The following is an 18,837-nucleotide window of genomic DNA, read 5'->3' on the forward strand; positions in this document are numbered from 1 at the left end:
CGAGCCGAGCAACTGATCACCACCGCCGACGTCATGCCGGAGAGCGCGCGCCCGACCTTTCTGGTGGCGGCCGCGCGGCACCGTCAAGCTGGAGATGGGCGGCCAGCCGCAGGCGCCGGCGCTGCCGCCGACCGAATTTTCGACCGCGCTGCAACAGCGCCTCGGCGAGCGCTACCAGCTGCTGCCGCTCGACGAGCATCCGGCCGCCTGCGACCAGCCGCGCCAGACCACCACGCTGTTCGCTTCCAGCCAGTGGAAGGGCACGTGCGAAACCATGAACGTGCGCCTGTACGACGGCCAGCTGCTCAAGCTGTCGGTGCTGCCGCCGCGCCAGGCGCCGGCCTCGCCCAACAGCGAGCTGCTGTCGCTGCTGCCGTTCCTGCTGTCGATCGCCTTTCTCGCCTACTGGGTGGCGCGCATGTCGATGCGGCCGCTGAAGCGCCTGGCGCAGGCCGCCAAGGACCTCGGCAACGACATCAACCACCCGCCGGTGGTGCTCAGCGGCGCCGCTGAAATCCGCCAGGCCAGCGCCGCCTTCAACGCCATGCAGGCGCGCATCCGCCAGCACATCACGCAGCGCACGCAGATGCTGGCCGCCATCACCCACGATTTGCAGACGCCGCTGACGCGCCTGCGGTTGCGGCTGGAAAAAGTCGGCGACGACGAACTCAAGCAGCGCCTGATCGACGACCTGTCGGCCATGCAGCAAATGGTCAGGGAAGGACTGGACCTGGCGCGCAGCATGGACTCGACCGAAACCATGCAGGCGCTCGACCTCGACTCGCTGCTCGACAGCGTGTGCAGCGACGCCACCGACGTCGGCCAGCAGGTCGAGCTGCGCGGCCGCGCCGGCATGGCGCTGATGGGCCGGCCGCTGGCGATCCGCCGCTGCCTGGTCAACCTGATCGACAACGCCGTCAAGTATGGCCGCTACGCCAACGTGACGGTCGAGCGCCTGGCGGGCGCGGCGCGCATTCGTATCCGCGACGGCGGCCCCGGCATTGCGCCGGACCAGATGGCACGGGTGTTTGAACCGTTCTATCGCATCGAAACCTCGCGCTCGCGCGAATCCGGCGGCACCGGGCTGGGCCTGACCATCGCCCGCAACATCGCCGAGCAGCACGGCGCCAACCTGACGCTGGCCAACCACAAGGATGGCGGCCTGGAAGTGACGCTGGTGCTGCCGGAATACTACGCGGGCAACTGAACCACACAACGGCGAAAAACTGTGCGGGCGTAATACTGGTGCAGTTTTTCTCGGAGATACTATGCGACAATATTCCGCCCATGCATGGTGGCAATATTTTTCGACGACAAAATTATTATTAAAATGAAAAAATCTTCCCTAGCATCCCTGATCGGCGCCATCGTGGTAGTGGGCGGCGGCATCTGGTACGCCATGCACGGCGGCGACCATCCGACCACCGGCAGCCGCATGAACAACGGCCCGCAGGGACCGACCACCGTCAGCATCGTCGCGCCGCAGCGCCAGGACGTGCCGGTCACCTTGCAGGCGAACGGCACGGTCACGCCGATCAGCACGGTGGACCTGCATCCGCAAACCACCAGCACCATCGCCAAGGTGCACATCCGGGAAGGGCAGTTCGTCAAGGCGGGCGAGCTGATGTTCACGCTCGACGACCGCAGCGAGCGCGCCAACGTCGACAAGGCGCAGGCCCAGGTCGAGCGCGACCGCGCCGCGCTGGCCGACTACGAGCGCCAGTACCAGCGCGCGCTGGAACTGCTGGAGAAAAATTCATCGCCCAGGGCGCGGTGGACACGCTGAAGAGCCAGGTGGATTCGGCGCGCGCCTTGCTGCAGGCCGACATCGCCGCCGTGCGCGCCGCCAGCGTCGACGCCAGCTACACCGCGATCCGCGCGCCGATGAGCGGCCGGGTCGGCGCCATCAACGTCTATCCCGGCAGCCTGGTGCAGATGACCACGCTGCTGACCTCGGTCACGCAGCTGGACCCGATCACGGTCGCCTTCACGCTGCCGGAAACCGCGCTGGCCGGCCTGATGGCGGCGCAGCGCGCCGGCGCCGTGCCGGTGCAGGTGACGCTGGACAATTCCTCGCTGGCCGTCAACGGCAAGCTCAGCTTCATCGACAACACGGTCGATCCGGTGGCCGGCGTGATCCGCGTCAAGGCGCAGTTCGACAACAAGGACACCAGCCTGTGGCCGGGCCAGTACGTCAACACCAAGCTGATCGCGCAGGTGCTGAAAGACGCGACGGTGATTCCGCAAAACGCTATCATTAGCAATACCCGCGGCACGTTTGTGTACGCGGTGGACAAGCAGCAATCGGCCCAGGTGGTCCACATCAAGCGCTTGTACGCGTTTGGCGAGCATGCCGCCGTGTCCGGCCTCAAGGGGGACGAGCAGGTCATCGTCGACGGCAAGCAGAACCTGCGGCCGGGCGGCAAGGTGCGCATCGCCGCGGCCGACAAGCCGGCCGATGCGAAGGTTGATGGTACTAAGCAGAAAGGCTAAGCGATGAACCTTTCCGAGTTATGCATCCGCCGCCCGGTGATGGTGGTGCTGCTGTCGGCCACCCTGATCCTGGCCGGCGTGCTGTCGTACTTCTACATCCCGGTGGCGGCGCTGCCGAGCTACAACACGCCGGTGATCAACGTCTCGGCCGACCTGCCGGGCGCCTCGCCGGAAACCATGGCCTCGTCGGTGGCCTTGCCGCTGGAGAAGCAGTTCTCCACGATCGCCGGCCTGACCCTGATCACCTCGACCAACACCCTGGGCAACTCCTCGCTGACGCTGGAGTTCGACCCCAGCATCAACGTCAACGAGGCGGCGGTCGACGTGCAGGCGGCGCTGCTGCGCGCGCAGCGCCAGTTGCCGATCGAGATGACCGACCTACCGTCGTACCGCAAGGTCAACCCGGCCGACGCGCCGGTGCTGTTCATGACCATGAACTCGCCGTCGCTGAGCCTGTCCGAGCTGAACGACTACGCCGAGAACCTGGTCGCGCCTAGCCTGTCCACGCTGCCCGGCGTGGCGCAGGTGACCGTCAACGGCCAGAAGCGGTTCGCCGTGCGCATCCGCGCCAAGTCGGACCTGATGAACGCGCGCAACCTGACGCTCGATGAGTTGCAGCAAGCGATCAAGTCGGCCAACGCCAACACGCCGCTGGGCATTCTCGACGGCCCCAAGCAGACGCTGACCATCCAGGGCAACGCCCAGCTGATGAAGGCGGCCGACTACGCCGACCTGATCGTCGCCCAGCGCAACGGCGAGCCGGTGCGCCTGAAGGACGTGGCCGAGGTGCAGGACAGCTACCAGTCGACCAAGGCGGCCGGCAGCTACAACGGCGAGCGCTCGATCGTGCTGCTGGTGCAGCGCCAGCCGGACGCCAACACGGTGCAGGTGGTGGACGGCGTGCGCCGCCTGCTGCCGCAGTTCAAGGCGCAGCTGCCGGCGTCGATCAACATCAACCTGGTCAACGACCGTTCGGTGTCGATCCGCGAAGCGATCCACGACGTCAACCTGACGCTGCTGCTGACCATCTTCCTGGTGGTGATGGTGATTTTCCTGTTCCTGCGCCGCGCGGCCGCCACCTTCATCCCGGCCATCACCATGCCGATCTCGCTGCTGGGCGCGCTGGCGCTGCTGTACGCCTTCGGCTACTCGCTGGACAACGTCTCGCTGCTCGGCATCACGCTGGCGGTCGGCCTGGTGGTCGACGACGCCATCGTGGTGCTGGAAAACATCGTGCGCCACATCGAGATGGGCAAGCGGCCGCTGGAGGCGTCGCTGGTGGGCGCCAAGGAAATGGGCTTCACCATCATTTCGATTTCCGTCTCGCTGGTGGCGGTGTTCATCCCGATCTTCTTCATGCCGGGCGTGATCGGCCTGATGTTCCACGAATTCGCCGTGGTGGTGGCGCTGTCGGTGCTGGCGTCGGCGGCGGTGTCGCTGATGCTGGTGCCGATGCTGGCCAGCCGCATGCTGCCGGCCGACGCCGTCGATCCCGAGCACGACAAGGGCAACTTCCTCGGCCGCTGGTTCGAGGCCGGCTTCGGCGCGCTGCGCGACTTCTACGCGCGCACGCTCGACACCGCGCTGCGCCACCGCTACGTCGTGCTGCTGCTGGCGCTGGGCACCTTTGCGCTGACGGCGGTGCTGTACATGACCACGCCGAAAGGCTTCTTCCCGGAGGAGGACCTGGGGCAGATCCGCGTCAACACCGAGGCGGCGGAAGACATCTCGTCGGCCTCGCTGCTGGAACTGCAGGAGCGCGTGGCCACCGTCATCCGCAACGACCCGAACGTGCAGGACGTCACCTCCTTCGTCGGCGGCGGCAACACCGGCCGCATGTTCCTGGTGCTCAAGCCGCGCGGCGAGCGCGAGAAGATGCCGCAGGTGCTAGACAGCCTGCGCAAGGCCACCAGGCAGGTGCCCGGCATCGCCGTCTACCTGAGTCCGGTGCAGAACTTGCAGCTGGGCGGACGGCAGTCGAAATCGCGCTACCAGTACACGCTGCAATCGGTCAGTCCGGGTGCGCTGAACGAGTGGGCCGACAAATACATGGAGCGCATGCGCGCCGACCCGGACTTCCGCGACGTCACCAGCGATTCGCAAAACCGCGGCCTGCAAGCGTCGCTGAAGATCGACCGCGACAAGGCCAACAACCTCGGCGTGGCGATCGGCGACATCCGCACCGCGCTGTACCTCGCCTTCGGCGAGCGTCAGGTATCGACCATCTACTCGCCGGCGGCCAGCTACTACGTGATCCTGGAGGCGGCCGACGCCGACCGCCAGTTCGACAGCGCGCTGACCAAGATCTCGGTGCGCAACAAGAGCGGCCAGCTGGTGCAGCTGTCGAGCTTTGCGTCGGTCGAGCGCACCATCGGCCCGACGGCCGTCAACCACCAGGGCCAGTTGCAGGCGATCACGCTGTCGTTCAACCTGGCGCCGGACGTGCCGCTGGGCACGGCCACCGCCAAGATCGACAGCTGGGGCGCCGACATGCGCCTGCCGCCGTCGATCATCACCAACTACGGCGGCGACGCGGCGGTGTTCCAGAGTTCGCAGGGCAGCCAGCTGATCCTGATCATCGCCGCGCTGGGCGTGATCTACGTGCTGCTGGGCGTGCTGTACGAGAGCTACATCCACCCGCTGACGATTCTGGCCGGCCTGCCGTCGGCGGCGGTCGGCGCGCTGATCACGCTGCGCCTGTTCAATATGGACCTGACGATGATTGCCATCATCGGTATCCTGATGCTGATCGGTATCGTCAAGAAGAACGCCATCATGATGATCGACTTCGCGCTGCACGCGCAGCGCCAGGAAGGGCTGACGCCGGAGGTGGCGATCCGCCAGGCCTGCATTCTGCGCTTCCGCCCGATCATGATGACCACCATGGCGGCGCTGATGGGCGCCTTGCCGATCGCGCTGGGCCTGGGCGCCGGCGCCGAGCTGCGCCAGCCGCTGGGCCTGGCGGTGGTGGGCGGCCTGATCTTCTCGCAGGTGATCACGCTCTACATCACGCCGGTGATCTACCTGTTCCTCGACAAGTACAGCGGCACCGGCCCGATGAGCGACGCCGAAATCGCCGCCGACGCCGCCATCGCGCCGCCGGCGCGCGACCAGGTGCACGCTGTGCCGCTGAAAGCGGTCAACAAGCACTGAGCGAGGGCGTAAGGGGCGGCTGAGCCACATCCTTACGCATCGGTAATCTGTTAAACGGCGGCGGCGCGGCAGGTGTTGGTTAGCGAACACAGCAACGCAGCCATGCCCGTTAGAATGGGGCTCAGTCCGCTATAATATTGCCACTTTACAAAGCAATTGATACATACAGTAACACCCGTCAAGGGATGAAACTTGTAAAGTAGGCAGTCTGGTGCCGTGGCATGGCATTTGGAGCGGTTCCCAAAAGAGCGGGACTCTGGCACTATGGCCCCATTTTGACGACTCGCGTTCCACAAGGTTGGTATCTTGCACCACGACTCCCACATCCTCTCCGCACACTCGGACTACTGCGAGACTTGCGGCCAGCGCCTGCCGGGCACGCAGGACAGCTACGCCACGTGGGAACGCAAATCCAAGAATAACCGCATCGGCATCGGCATCTCGATCGGTCTGCACGTGCTGGGCGTGCTGTACTACCTGTTCGCGCCGTCGCACACGCCGCCGATGAAGCCGCCTGCGGTCAAGGGCGGGCAGATGGTCTATATCGCGCCGCTGGAAAAGCAGGCCAGCAAGCCGAAACCGAAGCCGATCACCAAGCCGGAAACGCCGAAGGCCAAGCCGAAGACGCAGCCGTCGCGCAAGCCGGCCGAATCGAAACAGGCGCCGGTGGCGCCGCGTGAAAAACTGGAAACCTTCGTGCCGCCGGTGCAGGCCAGGATGACGCCGCCACCACCGGAACAGGATATGTCGGAAATGATCGCCAAGCGGCGCGCCGCGCGCGAGGCGCAGAATCCGCCGGCGCCGCCGTCGCCGCCGGTCGAGAGCGAAGGCGACCGCGCCAAGCGGGTGGCCATGGCCAACATCGCGCGCGCCAACAACGCCGCCACGGCCGATGAGAGCGGCGGCCTGTTCACGGTCAGGAAGATCAGCTTCAACAGCGCCGAGATCAAATTCCGCGGCTTTAACACCAACTTCAAGCGCAACTGGCTGAAGCAGGTGAACGTCGAGCGCGGCGCCGAGCCGGACATCGAAACGGCGGCGATCAAGGAAATGATCAAGATCATCCGCAGCGAGAAGACCGGCGACTTCGACTTCGAATCGCGCCGCCTGGGCCGCACCGTGCCGCTCAGCGCGCGCAAGGAAGACGAGAAGCAGCTGTTCGACTTCCTGATGCGCGAGGTGTTCCCCGACTACTTCAACCTCGGCCGCAGGTAGCCGCCCGTCGTTCCCGCCTGCGCGGGAACGACGCAGGTTTATTTGAGCTTGCGGGCGATGTCCAGCGCGAAGTAGGTCAGCACGCCATCGGCGCCGGCGCGCTTGAAGGCCAGCATCGATTCCATCATCACCTTGTCATGGTTCAGCCAGCCGTTTTGCGCGGCCGCCTTGATCATCGCGTATTCGCCGCTGACCTGGTAGGCGAAGGTCGGCACCTTGAACTCATCCTTGACCCGGCGCACGATGTCGAGGTACGGCATGCCCGGCTTGACCATCACCATGTCCGCGCCCTCGGCCAGGTCCAGGCCCACTTCGCGCAGCGCTTCGTCGCTGTTGGCCGGGTCCATCTGGTACTGGTTCTTGTCGCCCTTGCCGAGATTGGCCGCCGAGCCGACCGCGTCGCGGAACGGGCCGTAGAACGCCGACGCGTACTTGGCCGAATAAGCCATGATGCGGGTGTGGATGTGGCCGGCCGCCTCCAGCGCTGCGCGGATGGCGCCGATGCGGCCGTCCATCATGTCCGACGGCGCCACCACGTCGGCGCCGGCGTCGGCGTGGCACAGCGCCTGGCGCACCAGCATGTCGGTGGTGATGTCGTTGATGACGTAGCCGTTTTCATCGATCAGGCCGTCCTGGCCGTGGCTGGTGTACGGGTCGAGCGCGACGTCGGTCAGGATGCCCAGCTCGGGGAAGGCTTGCTTCAGCGCGCGCACGGCGCGCGGCACCAGGCCTTCGGGATTGGTGGCTTCGATGCCGTCCTCGGTTTTCTTCGCGCCGTCGATCACCGGGAACAGCGCCAGCACCGGGATGCCGAGCGCCACGCATTCCTCTGCCACCTTCAGCAACAGGTCGACCGAGACGCGCTCGACGCCCGGCATCGAGGCCACCGCCTCGCGCTGGTGCGTGCCTTCGAGGATGAATACCGGGTAGATCAGGTCCGCCGCCGTGATGACGTTTTCGCGCATCAGCGCGCGCGAGAACGGGTCGCGGCGCATGCGGCGCATGCGGATGGCGGGGAATGGGGACACTGCTTTAGTCATTGCTTTCACTTCCTAATGCTGGGGTGGGCGCCTCCGCCGCATCGGCGCCGGCGTCGCTGTCGGCCAGGCCGAACAATTCGAGAATCTTGTCGTTGGCTTCGTCGATACCGATGCGCTTGAGCGCGGAGAACAGTTGCACGGTGAAGGGGAAGCCTTCGCCGTCCTCGTCGACGTAGCTGTCGAGCCGGGCCTTGGCCTGGCGCAGCACGTTGACGGATTCATTGCGGTTCAGTTTATCAACTTTCGTCAAAATGCAATGAATAGGCTTGCCGGTGGGGGCGAACCATTCGAGCATTTGCACGTCCAGCTCGGTGAACGGGCGGCGCGAATCCATGATCAGCACCAGCGCGGCCAGCTGGTCGCGGCGCTGCACGTAGTCGCCCAGCAGGCGCTGCCAGTGCAGCTTGGCCGAGCCGGACACCTCGGCGTAGCCGTAGCCTGGCAGGTCGACCAGCAGCGCTTCGATTTCGTCGACAATGGTCGGGTCCTTACGGTGCTGCGCCACATGCGCGCCGCCGATCGAGAAGAAATTGATGTGCTGGGTGCGGCCAGGGGTCTTGGAGGCGAACGCCAGGCCTTTCTGGTTGCACAAAATGTTAATGGCGGTCGATTTACCGGCATTCGAACGGCCCGCAAAAGCGATCTCCGGCACCTGGGTGTCGGGCAGGTCGCGTAATTGGTTAACAGTAGTAAAGAAGCGGGCTTGCCAGAGTTTAGACATGGGGGAGTGGGGGAAAATGCAACACGTTAAGGCAGGTATTTTTTTAAGCTATTGTACAATGAGTAGTTACCTCGTGCCTCCTAGCACATTTTCGTGCTGCGTTGCCACACACGGTTCAAAACTTTTAGACTCCTCCAAGGGTGCTTGAATGAATAGTGTGAATAGTATGTTTTCACCGCTTGTAAAATCCTTGCTCGTCGCCTTGCTGGCCGTCACGGCCACCGCCCACGCCGCCGACAAGAAGCCCGCCCAACCCGCCCCGAAAATCGACGCCGCCAAAGGCGCCACGCTGTACACCGACGGCGACGCCGCGCGCGGCCTGCCGGCCTGCGTGTCCTGCCACGGCGCTGGCGGCAATTCGACCATCTCCGTCAATCCCAAGCTGGCCGGCCAGCACGAGGGCTATCTGTACAAGCAGCTGGTGAACTTCACCACGCCCGAGCGCAACAACCCGGTGATGACCACCTTCGCCACCATGCTCAGCGACGAGGACAAGCGCAACGTCGCCGCCTGGCTGGTGACGCAGAAGCAGACGCCGGGCGCGGCCAAGAACAAGGACACGGTCGAGTTGGGCAAGCGGATTTACCGCGGCGGCATCGCCGACAAGAGCGTGCCGGCCTGTGCCAGCTGTCACGGCGCCAACGGCGCCGGCATTCCGGTGCAATATCCGCGCATCTCGGGCCAGCACCAGGACTACACGATCGCGCAGCTCGGCCTGTTCAAAACCGGCGCCCGCAAGAGCGTCGAGATGGCGCCGATCGCCAAGCGCATGTCCGATGAGGAAATGAAGGCGGTCGCCGATTACGTCGCCGGCCTGAAGTAAAGTTAATGAAACCGCATCATCCGCATGCGGAGCAGGTCAAAAGAGGGGGCGGCTGCGCGAGCAGGCTGCCCTTTTTCTTGGTATCCTGCCGCCCAACCTCGTTATTTAAAGAATCCGCATGAGCAGCCCCAGCAGCCCCAGCACCACCGGCATCCAGCTGAAAACCCGCCGCCCCGTCGTCGCTGAAATCGTCGAACTGATTTCCTCGATGCGCTTCGCCATCGCCCTGCTGGCGATGATCGCCATCGCCGCCGTCATCGGCACGGTGATGAAGCAGGGCGAGGCCTCGTCCAATTATCTGAACCAGTTCGGCCCGTTCTGGTACGAGGTGTTCCGCAAGGTCGGCCTGTACACCGTCTACTCGGCCTGGTGGTTCCTGCTGCTGATGGCGGTGCTGGTCATTTCGACCACATTGTGCATCGTCCGCAACGCGCCGAAGATGCTGAAGGACATGCGCAGCTGGCGCGAGAACGTGCGCGAGCAATCCTTGCTCAATTTTCATCACAAGACGCAGTGGCGCTCGTCGCTGCCGCGCGCCGCGCTGGCGCAGCAGAGCGCCGACCGGCTGAAGGACGCCGGCTACCAGGTCAGGATCGTCGACAAGGACAACGGCACGCTGGTGGCCGCCAAGCGCGGCGCCGCCAACAAGTTCGGCTATATCTTCGCCCACGCCTCGATCGTGGTGATCTGCATCGGCGGCCTGCTCGATTCGGACGTGCCGATCCGGCTGCAGGAGTGGTTCCTCGGCAAGACGCCGTTCAAGGGCAGCGGCCTGATCTCGCAAGTGCCGCCGCAGCACCGCCTCAGCGTCAACAATCCCACCTTCCGCGGCAATACCATGATTCCGGAAGGGCAGAACAGCAACACCGCCATCCTGACCCGCCCCGATGGCGTGCTGATCCAGGAACTGCCGATCACCATCGACCTGAAGAAATTCACCATCGATTTCTACAGCACCGGCATGCCCAAGTTGTACGCCAGCGACGTCGAAGTGCGCGACAACGCCAGCGGCAAGATCGTCAAGGGCACCATCGAGGTCAACAAGCCGCTGATCGTCAACGGCCTGGCGATCTACCAGTCCAGCTTTGAAGACGGCGGCAGCAAGCTCAAGCTCAAGGGCTACGCCATGCTGGGCGGCGACGACCGGCGCTTCGACATGGACGGCGAGGTTGGCGGCGCCACCACGCTGAACGACGACTACACCGTCGAATGGTCGGGCTTCCGGCCGTTCAACGTCGAGAACATCGGCGCCGGCAACGATCCGCGCTCGGTCAAGCAGGGCCGCAGCCTGCAGGAAGAACTGGCGCAGAGCCTGGACCAGCACACCGGCTCGGCCGGCAAGAACGCCGTCAACAAGGACCTGAAGAACATCGGCCCGAGCGTCAGCTACAAGCTGCGCGACAAGACCGGCCAGGCGCGCGAGTTCAACAATTACATGCAGCCGGTCACGATCGACGGCGCCACCGTATTCCTGGCCGGCATGCGCACCAATCCGGCCGACAACTTCAGCTACCTGCGCATTCCGGCCGACGACGCCCACGGCCTGAACGAATGGATGCGCCTGCGCGCCGCGCTGCAAAATCCAGACCTGCGCGCGGCGGCCGCCCGGCGCTACGCCGCGCGCGCCACGGTCAACTCGCCCAACAGCGCCATGCGCGACACGCTGCAGGCGTCGGCCGACAAGAGCCTGAGCATCTTTGCCGGCAACCAGCAGGCGGGCGGCTTCATGGCCGTGTCGCAATTCCTGTCCAAGGTGCCGGCCGAGGCGCAGGAAAAGACCGTCGACGCCTTCATGAAGATCCTCAACGGCAGCCTGTGGGACCTGTGGCAGGTGGCCCGCGCCAAGGATGGCCTGGCGCCGGTCAGCGAGGACGAAGCCCACGCCCGCTTCCTGCAACTGGCCACCAACGCGCTGTCGGACGTGTCGCTGTACGGCGCACCGGTGTTCCTGCAACTTGATGAATTTACCGAGATCAAGGCCTCGGTGTTCCAGATTACCCGCTCGCCGGGCAAGAATGTGGTGTATCTTGGCTGCTTGTTCCTGGTGCTGGGCGTGTTTGCCATGTTCTACATCCGCGAGCGCCGCCTGTGGATCTGGCTGAAGGACGAGCCGCAGGGCGCCGCCGCGCTGATGGCCATGAGCACCCAGCGCAAAACGCTGGACTTCGAGAAAGAATTTGAAACACTGAAGGAAAAGCTGCCGCAGCCGGCAGCGTAAGCAGGAGAAATTATGGAACTCACCCAATCCCAGCAAGCCGCGCAAACTTACCAGCAGGCGCCCGGTTACTTCAAGCGCCTGACGGCGGTCGACTGGCTGTTCGCGCTGGCGCTGCTGGCCGGCGCCATCTTCGGCCTGAACCGCTACGGCCACTATATGGACATCTACGAACAGGGCATCCTGCTGCTGACCGCGCCGACCTTCGCCGCGCTCGGCTGGCACTGGAAGCCGGTGCGCTGGCTGATGCCGCTGATCGCGCTGCTGTCGCTGGCGGCGATCGCCATGTACAACGGCCAGCTGGACAACGGCACGCAGAAATTCTGGCTGCGCATGATGCTGTCGAGCCAGTCGGCGGTGCTGTGGATGAGCGTGATGTTCGTCATCTCCACCGTGTTCTACTGGATCGGCTTCATCGGCCGCTCGGAAGCCGCGTCCAGCCTCGGCACCAAGCTCAGCTGGGCGGCCGTGGTGCTGGGCTGGACCGGCATGATGGTGCGCTGGTACGAGTCCTACCTGATCGGCGCCGACGTCGGCCACATCCCGGTCTCGAACCTGTACGAAGTGTTCATCCTGTTCTCGCTGATCACCGCCATGTTCTACCTGTACTTCGAGCAGCGCTACGCCACCCGGCAGATGGGGCCGTTCGTGCTGCTGGTGATCTCGGCGGCGATCGGCTTCCTGTTCTGGTACACCACCTCGCGCAACGCTGCCGACATCCAGCCGCTGCTGCCGGCGCTGCAAAGCTGGTGGATGAAAATCCACGTGCCGGCCAACTTCATCGGCTACGGCAACTTCGCGCTGGCGGCCATGGTGGCCTCGGCCTACCTGCTGAAGACCTCGGGCTACCTGAAGGACCGGCTGCCGTCGGAAGAGGTGCTGGACGACGTCATGTACAAGGCCATCTCGGCCGGCTTCGCCTTCTTCACCATCGCCACCATCCTCGGCGCGCTGTGGGCGGCCGAAGCGTGGGGCGGCTACTGGTCGTGGGACCCGAAGGAAACCTGGGCGCTGATCGTCTGGCTCAACTACGCGGCCTGGCTGCACATGCGCCTGATGACCGGCCTGCGCGGCCGTCCGGCGGCCTGGTGGGCGCTGGTGGGCCTGCTGGTGACGACGTTCGCTTTCCTGGGCGTCAATATGTTCCTGTCCGGCCTGCACTCCTACGGTAAATTGTAAACAGAAGTTTAAAACTGGCTCGGGTAGATTGGTGTAAGGTTTAGCCCTGACACCCATCTACCGGAGCCCATATGCTGATCAAGCGCAGCCCCAACGGCATCGACTTGCCGTTCCCCTCGGAAATCACGCCGCGCGCGCTGTACGAATCGCGCCGCAGCTTCATCAAGCAGATCGCCCTGGGCGCGGTCGGCGGCGCAGCGCTGCTGGAGATGGCGCAGCGCGAAGCCTTCGCGCAAGGCACGGGCGCAAAACTTCCGGCCAAACTCAACCAGGCCTATTCGGCGCTCGACAAGCAGACGCCGTTCAAGGACGCCAGCAGCTACAACAACTTCTACGAATTCGGCACCGACAAGAGCGAGCCGGCGCGCTACGCCGGCACGCTCAAAACGCGGCCGTGGACGGTGGCCATCGAAGGCGAAGTGAAAAAGCCGATGACGCTGGACATCGACGCGCTGCTCAAGCTGGCGCCGCTGGAGGAGCGCGTCTACCGCTTGCGCTGCGTGGAGGGCTGGTCGATGGTGATCCCGTGGATCGGCTACTCGTTCGCGGAAATCATCAAAAAGGTCGAGCCGACCGGCAACGCCAAGTATGTGGAATTCGTCACGCTGGCCGACAAGAAACAGATGCCGGGCATCGGCAGCCGCGTGCTGCAATGGCCGTACACCGAAGGCCTGCGCATCGACGAAGCCAACCACCCGCTGGCGCTGCTGACCTTGGGCATGTACGGCGACGTGCTGCCGAACCAGAACGGCGCGCCGGTGCGCATGGTGCTGCCGTGGAAATACGGCTTCAAGTCGGCCAAGTCGATCGTCAAGATCCGTTTCGTCAAAGACCAGCCGCGCACCTCGTGGAACCTGTCGGCGCCGAGCGAATACGGCTTCTATTCGAATGTGAATCCGGAGGTTGACCACCCGCGCTGGTCGCAGGCGTCGGAGCGCCGCATCGGCGAGGACGGCTTCCTGTCGCGCAAGCGCAAGACGCTGATGTTCAACGGCTATAACGACGTCGCTTCGCTGTACGCCGGCATGGACCTGAAGAAATTCTACTGATGCTGACAACCAAACAAGTCAGCTGGCTCAAGGGCGCCGTATTCATCGCGGCGCTGGCGCCGCTGCTGCGCATGGCGTACTTAACGCTGACCGACCAGTTGGTGGACCCGCTGGAATTCATCACGCGCGGCACTGGCGACTGGACCTTGTACTTTCTGTGCTTCACGCTGGCGCTAACGCCGTTGCGGCGCCTGAGCGGCTGGAACTGGCTGGTGCGCATGCGGCGCATGCTGGGGCTGTACACCTTCTTCTACGGGCTGCTGCACTTCATCACCTTCCTGTGGTTCGATCACTTTTTCGACCTGGCGGAAATGTGGCGGGATGTGCTGAAGCGGCCGTTCATCACGGTCGGCTTCATCGCCTTCGTGCTGCTGATCCCGTTGGCGGCGACCAGCACCAACGGCATGATCAAGCGGCTGGGCGGCAAGCGCTGGCAATGGCTGCACCGGCTGATCTACGTCATCGCGCCGCTGGCGGTGCTGCACTTCTGGTGGATGAAAGCGGGCAAGCACAACTTCACGCAGCCGATCATCTTCGGCGCCATCCTCGGCGCGCTGCTGCTGACGCGCCTCTGGTCCGCCCGCAAATAATTCGGGTCAGGTCTGACATTCGCACACGAGCTCAACTGCATCGCAGTTGAGCTCGTGTGCGAATGTCAGACCTGACCCCGGAGGTTATTTGATCAGCGATTCCAGCGCGTAGAGGTCGGCCGGTTTTTCGCGTTGGCGCACCAGGTGCGGCACCGCGCCGTCGACGATGATCTCGGCCGCGCGGCCGCGCGTGTTGTAGTTGGACGCCATCGTCATGCCGTAGGCGCCGGCCGTGTGCATTACCAGCAGGTCGCCGGCCGCCACCGCCAGCGCGCGGTCGCGCGCCAGCCAGTCGCCCGATTCGCAGATCGGGCCGACCACGTCGTAGAGCGCCGCCTCGGCGCCGCCTTGCACGACCGGCTGCATGTCCATCCAGGCCTGGTATAGCGCCGGCCGCGCCATGTCGTTCATGGCGGCGTCGACAATGCAGAAGTTCTTTTCTTCGCCGTGCTTGATGAATTCCACCCGCGTCAGCAGCACGCCGGTGTCGCCGACGATCGAACGGCCCGGCTCGAAGATCACCTTGATCGGCTTGCCGTTGTGGCGCGCCGCGCGCCGGGCGTCGATCCTGGCGAACAAACGGCCCAGGTAGTCGCCCACCGGCACCGGCGCCGCTTCGCCCTCTTCACGGTAGTCGATGCCGATGCCGCCGCCGATGTCCAGGTGGTGCAGTTCGATCCCTTCGGCGCCGAGCTGGTCGATCAGCTCGATCAGGCGGTCCAGCGCTTCCAGCAGCGGCGCGTCGTCCAGCAGCTGCGAGCCGATGTGGCAGTCGATGCCCGACATTTCCAGGTGCGGCAACTGCGCGGCCGCGCGGTAGGTGGCCAGCGCGTCGTCGAACGCGACGCCGAATTTGCTGGCCTTCAGGCCGGTGGCGATGTAGGGGTGGGTCTTGGCGTCGACGTTCGGGTTGACGCGCAGCGAGATGCGGGCCTTCTTGCCCATCGCGCCGGCCACCTCGTTCAGGCGGTGCAGCTCGGGGATCGATTCGACGTTGAAGCACAGGATGTCGTGCGTCAGCGCCAGCCGCATTTCTGCCACGCTCTTGCCGACGCCGGAGAAGATCACCTTGCGCGGGTCGCCGCCGGCCGCCAGCACGCGCTGCAGCTCGCCGCCGGAGACGATGTCGAAGCCGGCGCCCTGGCGCGCCAGCAGGTCGAGGATCGCCAGATTCGAGTTGGCCTTCATGGCGTAGCACACCAGCGCGTCGCGGCCCTGGCAGGCGTCGGCGTAGGAGGCGAAATTGGCCAGCAGCGCGGCCTTGGAGTACACGTACGCCGGCGTGCCGAACTGCTCGGCGATGGCGCTCAGCGAAACGCCTTCGGCGTGCAGCACGCCGTCTTTATACGAAAATTGCGACATAGAAATTATTGTTGGGGGGCGGTGGGCACCGGAATGGCGGTCGGAGCAGGAGCGCCGCTGTTGGCGGCTGGCTTGGCTGCTGGAGGCTTGGGCAGGTACAGCGGGCCGGGTTGGCCGCAGCCGCTCAGCAATACGGTCAGGCACAGGGTCGCCGCGCCAATAATCAAACGGAAAGTGGACTTCACGATAGAATCACGAATTAAGTGCAGATACTGGAGTGTAGCATGGGCGAATCAGAATTCCTGGCGCAAGCCGAAGCCACCTTGGACGCCATCGAGGCGGCCCTCGACCGTTTGAACGACGCCGACATGACCGACGTCGAGTGCAGCCGCAGCGGCAATGTGCTCGAAATCGAGTTCATCAACAATGGTTCCAAGATCATCGTCAACAGCCAGGCGGCGATGCAGGAGCTGTGGCTGGCCTCGCGCTCGGGCGGCTACCACTACCGCCAGCAGGACGGCCAGTGGCGCAACACCCGCGACGGCTCCGAGCTGTTCGCCACCCTGTCCGAGGAAGTCACGAAGCAGGGCGGCGCGCCGGTGGTGGTCGCGCCCGACGCTTAAAACAGCTCGTTCTTCACGGCGTCCCTGGCCTTTTCCTCGGCCGGCGTGCCGTGCCCCGGCGCATCGAGGTTGCCAACCCCGGTGCCCGGCGGATTTTCCGCATAGTAGTAGTCATCGCCGATCAGCGTCACGCCATCGGGCACCGCGCGTTCCTCGATCGGAATATTCTTCAGCGCCTTTTGCATGTAGTTGATCCAGATCGGCAACGCCAGGCCGCCGCCGGTTTCGCGGTTGCCCAGGTTTTTCGGCTGGTCGTAGCCGATCCAGGCGATGCCCACCAGCTTGGCCTGGTAGCCGGCGAACCAGGCGTCGATCGAATCGTTGGTGGTGCCGGTCTTGCCGGCGATGTCGCGCCGCCCCAGCACATTGGCCTTGGCGGCCGTACCGAAGCGCACCACGTCCTTCAGCATCGAGTCCATCAGGAAGGCGTTGCGCTCGTCGATGACGCGGTTCTTCTCGTCGCCGGCCAGGTCCGGGCGCGCCTGCGACAGGATCTTGCCGTCGGCATCGGTCACCTTGGAGATCAGGTAGGGGCTGATCTTGTAGCCGCCGTTGGCGAACACCGCGTAGGCGCCGGCCATCTGCAGCGGCGTGACGTTGCCCGCGCCCAGCGCCAGCGTCAGGTACGGCGGGTTCTTGTCGGCGTCGAAGCCGAAGCGGGTGGCGTATTCCTGGCCGTACTTGGCGCCGATGCGGTGCAGGATGCGGATCGAGATCATGTTCTTCGATTTGGTCAGGCCCTTGCGCATCGTCATCGGCCCGTCGTACTTGCCGTCGTAGTTCTTCGGCTCCCACGCCTGGCCGCCGGTCTGGCCGGCGTCGAACGAGATCGGCGCGTCGTTGATGATGGTGGCCGGCGACAGGCCGCGCTCCAGCGAGGCCGAGTAGATGAACGGCTTGAACGACGAGCCCGGCTGGCGCCAGGCCTGGGTCACGTGGTTGAACTTGTTGCGGTTGTAGTCGAAGCCGCCCACCATGGCCTTGATCGCGCCGTCGGTGGTGCTGGCCGCAACAAACGCCGATTCGATTTCCGGCATCTGCGCCACCAGCCAGTCCTTGCCGTCCTGCAGCACGCGGATCACCGCGCCGCGACGGATGCGCTTGTTCGGCGGGTTCTTGTCCGACAGCCATGAGCGGCCCTGCTCCAGGCCGGCGCCGCTGATCTTGATTTCCTCGCCCGAGGCGGTGACCGCGGTGATCAGCTGCGGCGAGGCCGACAGCACCACGGCCGCCATCAGGTCGTCGTTGTCCGGGTGTTCGGCCAGCACGGTCTCGATCGCGTCGTCGGCCTCTTCCTTCTTGGCCGGGATGTCGATATAGGCTTCCGGGCCGCGATAGGCGTGGCGCCGCTCGTAGTCCATCACGCCCTTGCGCAGCGCCAGGTAGGCGGCGTCCTGGTCGGCCTTGGTGATGGTGGTAAACACGTTCAGGCCGCGCGTGTAGGTGTCTTCCTTGAACTGCTCGTAGACCAGCTGGCGCGCCAGCTCGGCCACGTACTCGGCGTGCACGCCGAACTCGCTGCTGTCGGTCTTGACCTTCAGATCCTCGGCCTTGGCCGTCTCATATTGCTTGTCGCTGATGTAGCCCAAGTCGTGCATGCGCTGCAGAATGTACTGTTGGCGGGTGCGCGCGCGTTTCGGGTTGACCACCGGGTTGTAGGCCGACGGCGCTTTCGGCAGGCCGGCCAGCATGGCGGCTTCGGCGATGCTGATGTCGCGCAGGTTCTTGCCGAAGTAGATTTGCGCGGCCGACGAGAAACCGTAGGCGCGCTGGCCCAGGTAGATCTGGTTCATATACACCTCGAGAATCTGGTCCTTGGTCAGATTCTTTTCGATCTTCCAGGCCAGCAACATCTCGTAGACTTTGCGCTTGATCGTCTGTTCGCTCGACAGGAAGAAGTTGCGCGCCACCTGTTGCGTGATGGTCGACGCGCCCTGCCTGCCGCCGCTGCCGACCGCGTTGTGCAGCGTGGCGCGCAGGATGCCGGTGTAGTCGACGCCGCCGTGCTCGTAGAAGCGGTCGTCCTCGATCGCCAGCACGGCTTTTTTCATCACGTCCGGGATGTCCTTGATGCGCACCAGGTTGCGGCGCTCCTCGCCGAACTCGCCGATCAGCACATTGTCGGCCGAGAAGATGCGCAGCGGCATTTTCGGCCGGTAGTCGGTCAGCGTGTCGATCTCGGGCAGGTTGGGGTAGGCGATGGCCAGGCCGAAGACCACCAGCAGCACGCCGGTGACGCCGAGCCCGGCGATGGAGACGCCGGCCAGCAGCAGGAAGCGCGAGGCTTTGCCGCGTGGCTTGCTTGGTGGGTTTTCCGAATTGGTAGAGGTCATGCAGTTCGATCTTTCGGTGAATTATCGCGGCCATTATAAGCGAGCCGCGCACCGCGCCTAAGTGTGGCGAAACCCGCACACTGGAACAAATATGCACAATA

The 18,837-nt window shown here is 64.6% G+C and carries 16 protein-coding genes; 11 read left to right on the plus strand and 5 right to left on the minus strand.

From position 1 onward, the window contains the following. The first annotated feature begins 94 nt into the window (after nucleotides 1-94). The 5 genes from ACRQ5J_RS03610 (at nucleotide 95) to ACRQ5J_RS03630 (ending at nucleotide 6,861) form a co-directional block, all read left to right on the plus strand. Nucleotides 95-1,207, plus strand: a complete 1,113-nt coding sequence (locus ACRQ5J_RS03610; RefSeq protein ID WP_432381160.1) for an ATP-binding protein — start codon at nucleotides 95-97, stop codon at nucleotides 1,205-1,207. Between the two features lie 123 nt (nucleotides 1,208-1,330). After that, a complete protein-coding gene (locus tag ACRQ5J_RS03615; RefSeq protein WP_432381162.1) occupies nucleotides 1,331-1,786 on the plus strand; it encodes an efflux RND transporter periplasmic adaptor subunit in 456 nt (151 codons plus the stop codon). After that, a complete protein-coding gene (locus ACRQ5J_RS03620) occupies nucleotides 1,774-2,493 on the plus strand; it encodes an efflux RND transporter periplasmic adaptor subunit (protein ID WP_432381163.1) in 720 nt (239 codons plus the stop codon). The genes ACRQ5J_RS03615 and ACRQ5J_RS03620 overlap by 13 nt, the downstream gene beginning before the upstream one ends. A 3-nt stretch (nucleotides 2,494-2,496) precedes the next feature. Beyond that, complete coding sequence (locus tag ACRQ5J_RS03625) at nucleotides 2,497-5,646, plus strand: efflux RND transporter permease subunit (protein ID WP_432381164.1); 3,150 nt, start codon at nucleotides 2,497-2,499, stop codon at nucleotides 5,644-5,646. Nucleotides 5,647-5,952: 306 nt separating this feature from the next. Then, nucleotides 5,953-6,861 carry a cell envelope integrity protein TolA gene (locus ACRQ5J_RS03630; RefSeq protein ID WP_432381165.1) on the plus strand — a complete coding sequence of 303 codons (909 nt, stop codon included), beginning with the start codon at nucleotides 5,953-5,955 and terminating at the stop codon, nucleotides 6,859-6,861. Between the two features lie 38 nt (nucleotides 6,862-6,899). Here the strand turns inward: ACRQ5J_RS03630 and hemB are convergent, their stop codons facing one another. Both hemB and yihA read right to left on the minus strand, forming a co-directional pair. Then, nucleotides 6,900-7,901, minus strand: coding sequence for a porphobilinogen synthase (gene hemB / locus ACRQ5J_RS03635; RefSeq protein WP_432381166.1), 1,002 nt, complete (start codon nucleotides 7,899-7,901; stop codon nucleotides 6,900-6,902). Next, the gene (gene yihA, locus ACRQ5J_RS03640) at nucleotides 7,894-8,622 is read right to left on the minus strand and encodes a ribosome biogenesis GTP-binding protein YihA/YsxC (protein ID WP_432381167.1); all 729 of its coding nucleotides are present in this window, start codon (nucleotides 8,620-8,622) and stop codon (nucleotides 7,894-7,896) included. The genes hemB and yihA overlap by 8 nt, the downstream gene beginning before the upstream one ends. 157 nt (nucleotides 8,623-8,779) lie before the next feature. Here yihA and ACRQ5J_RS03645 point away from each other — a divergent pair, with 157 nt between their 5' ends. The 5 genes from ACRQ5J_RS03645 to ACRQ5J_RS03665 all read left to right on the plus strand — a co-directional run bounded on the left by ACRQ5J_RS03645 (nucleotide 8,780) and on the right by ACRQ5J_RS03665 (nucleotide 14,478). Further along, nucleotides 8,780-9,445, plus strand: a complete 666-nt coding sequence (locus ACRQ5J_RS03645; RefSeq protein WP_432381168.1) for a c-type cytochrome — start codon at nucleotides 8,780-8,782, stop codon at nucleotides 9,443-9,445. 118 nt (nucleotides 9,446-9,563) lie between these two features. Beyond that, nucleotides 9,564-11,663 carry a cytochrome c biogenesis protein ResB gene (locus ACRQ5J_RS03650; protein ID WP_432381169.1) on the plus strand — a complete coding sequence of 700 codons (2,100 nt, stop codon included), beginning with the start codon at nucleotides 9,564-9,566 and terminating at the stop codon, nucleotides 11,661-11,663. Between the two features lie 12 nt (nucleotides 11,664-11,675). Next, nucleotides 11,676-12,839: a c-type cytochrome biogenesis protein CcsB gene (ccsB, locus tag ACRQ5J_RS03655; RefSeq protein WP_432381170.1), complete on the plus strand. Its 1,164-nt coding sequence runs from the start codon at nucleotides 11,676-11,678 to the stop codon at nucleotides 12,837-12,839. 71 nt (nucleotides 12,840-12,910) lie between these two features. Continuing rightward, nucleotides 12,911-13,888 carry a protein-methionine-sulfoxide reductase catalytic subunit MsrP gene (msrP, locus tag ACRQ5J_RS03660; RefSeq protein WP_432381171.1) on the plus strand — a complete coding sequence of 326 codons (978 nt, stop codon included), beginning with the start codon at nucleotides 12,911-12,913 and terminating at the stop codon, nucleotides 13,886-13,888. Continuing rightward, nucleotides 13,888-14,478, plus strand: a complete 591-nt coding sequence (locus tag ACRQ5J_RS03665) for a sulfite oxidase heme-binding subunit YedZ (protein ID WP_432381172.1) — start codon at nucleotides 13,888-13,890, stop codon at nucleotides 14,476-14,478. The genes msrP and ACRQ5J_RS03665 overlap by 1 nt, the downstream gene beginning before the upstream one ends. Before the next feature lie 84 nt (nucleotides 14,479-14,562). Here the strand turns inward: ACRQ5J_RS03665 and lysA are convergent, their stop codons facing one another. Beyond that, nucleotides 14,563-15,840 (minus strand): diaminopimelate decarboxylase, encoded by a 1,278-nt coding sequence (gene lysA, locus ACRQ5J_RS03670; RefSeq protein ID WP_432381173.1) that lies wholly within the window; start codon nucleotides 15,838-15,840, stop codon nucleotides 14,563-14,565. A gap of 5 nt (nucleotides 15,841-15,845) precedes the next feature. Further along, entirely contained in the window at nucleotides 15,846-16,025 is a 180-nt protein-coding gene (gene lptM, locus ACRQ5J_RS03675) for an LPS translocon maturation chaperone LptM (RefSeq protein ID WP_432381174.1), read from the minus strand. A 39-nt stretch (nucleotides 16,026-16,064) separates the two neighbouring features. On the opposite strand from lptM, the gene cyaY reads away from it, so the two are divergent. After that, nucleotides 16,065-16,403, plus strand: a complete 339-nt coding sequence (cyaY, locus tag ACRQ5J_RS03680; RefSeq protein WP_432381175.1) for an iron donor protein CyaY — start codon at nucleotides 16,065-16,067, stop codon at nucleotides 16,401-16,403. On the opposite strand, the gene ACRQ5J_RS03685 is transcribed toward cyaY, so the two are convergent. Beyond that, nucleotides 16,400-18,736, minus strand: a complete 2,337-nt coding sequence (locus tag ACRQ5J_RS03685) for a penicillin-binding protein 1A (protein WP_432381176.1) — start codon at nucleotides 18,734-18,736, stop codon at nucleotides 16,400-16,402. The genes cyaY and ACRQ5J_RS03685 overlap by 4 nt on opposite strands. Nucleotides 18,737-18,837: the final 101 nt, after the last annotated feature.

The organism is Duganella sp. P38 (genome assembly GCF_050859475.1).
Lineage (GTDB): Bacteria > Pseudomonadota > Gammaproteobacteria > Burkholderiales > Burkholderiaceae_D > Rugamonas.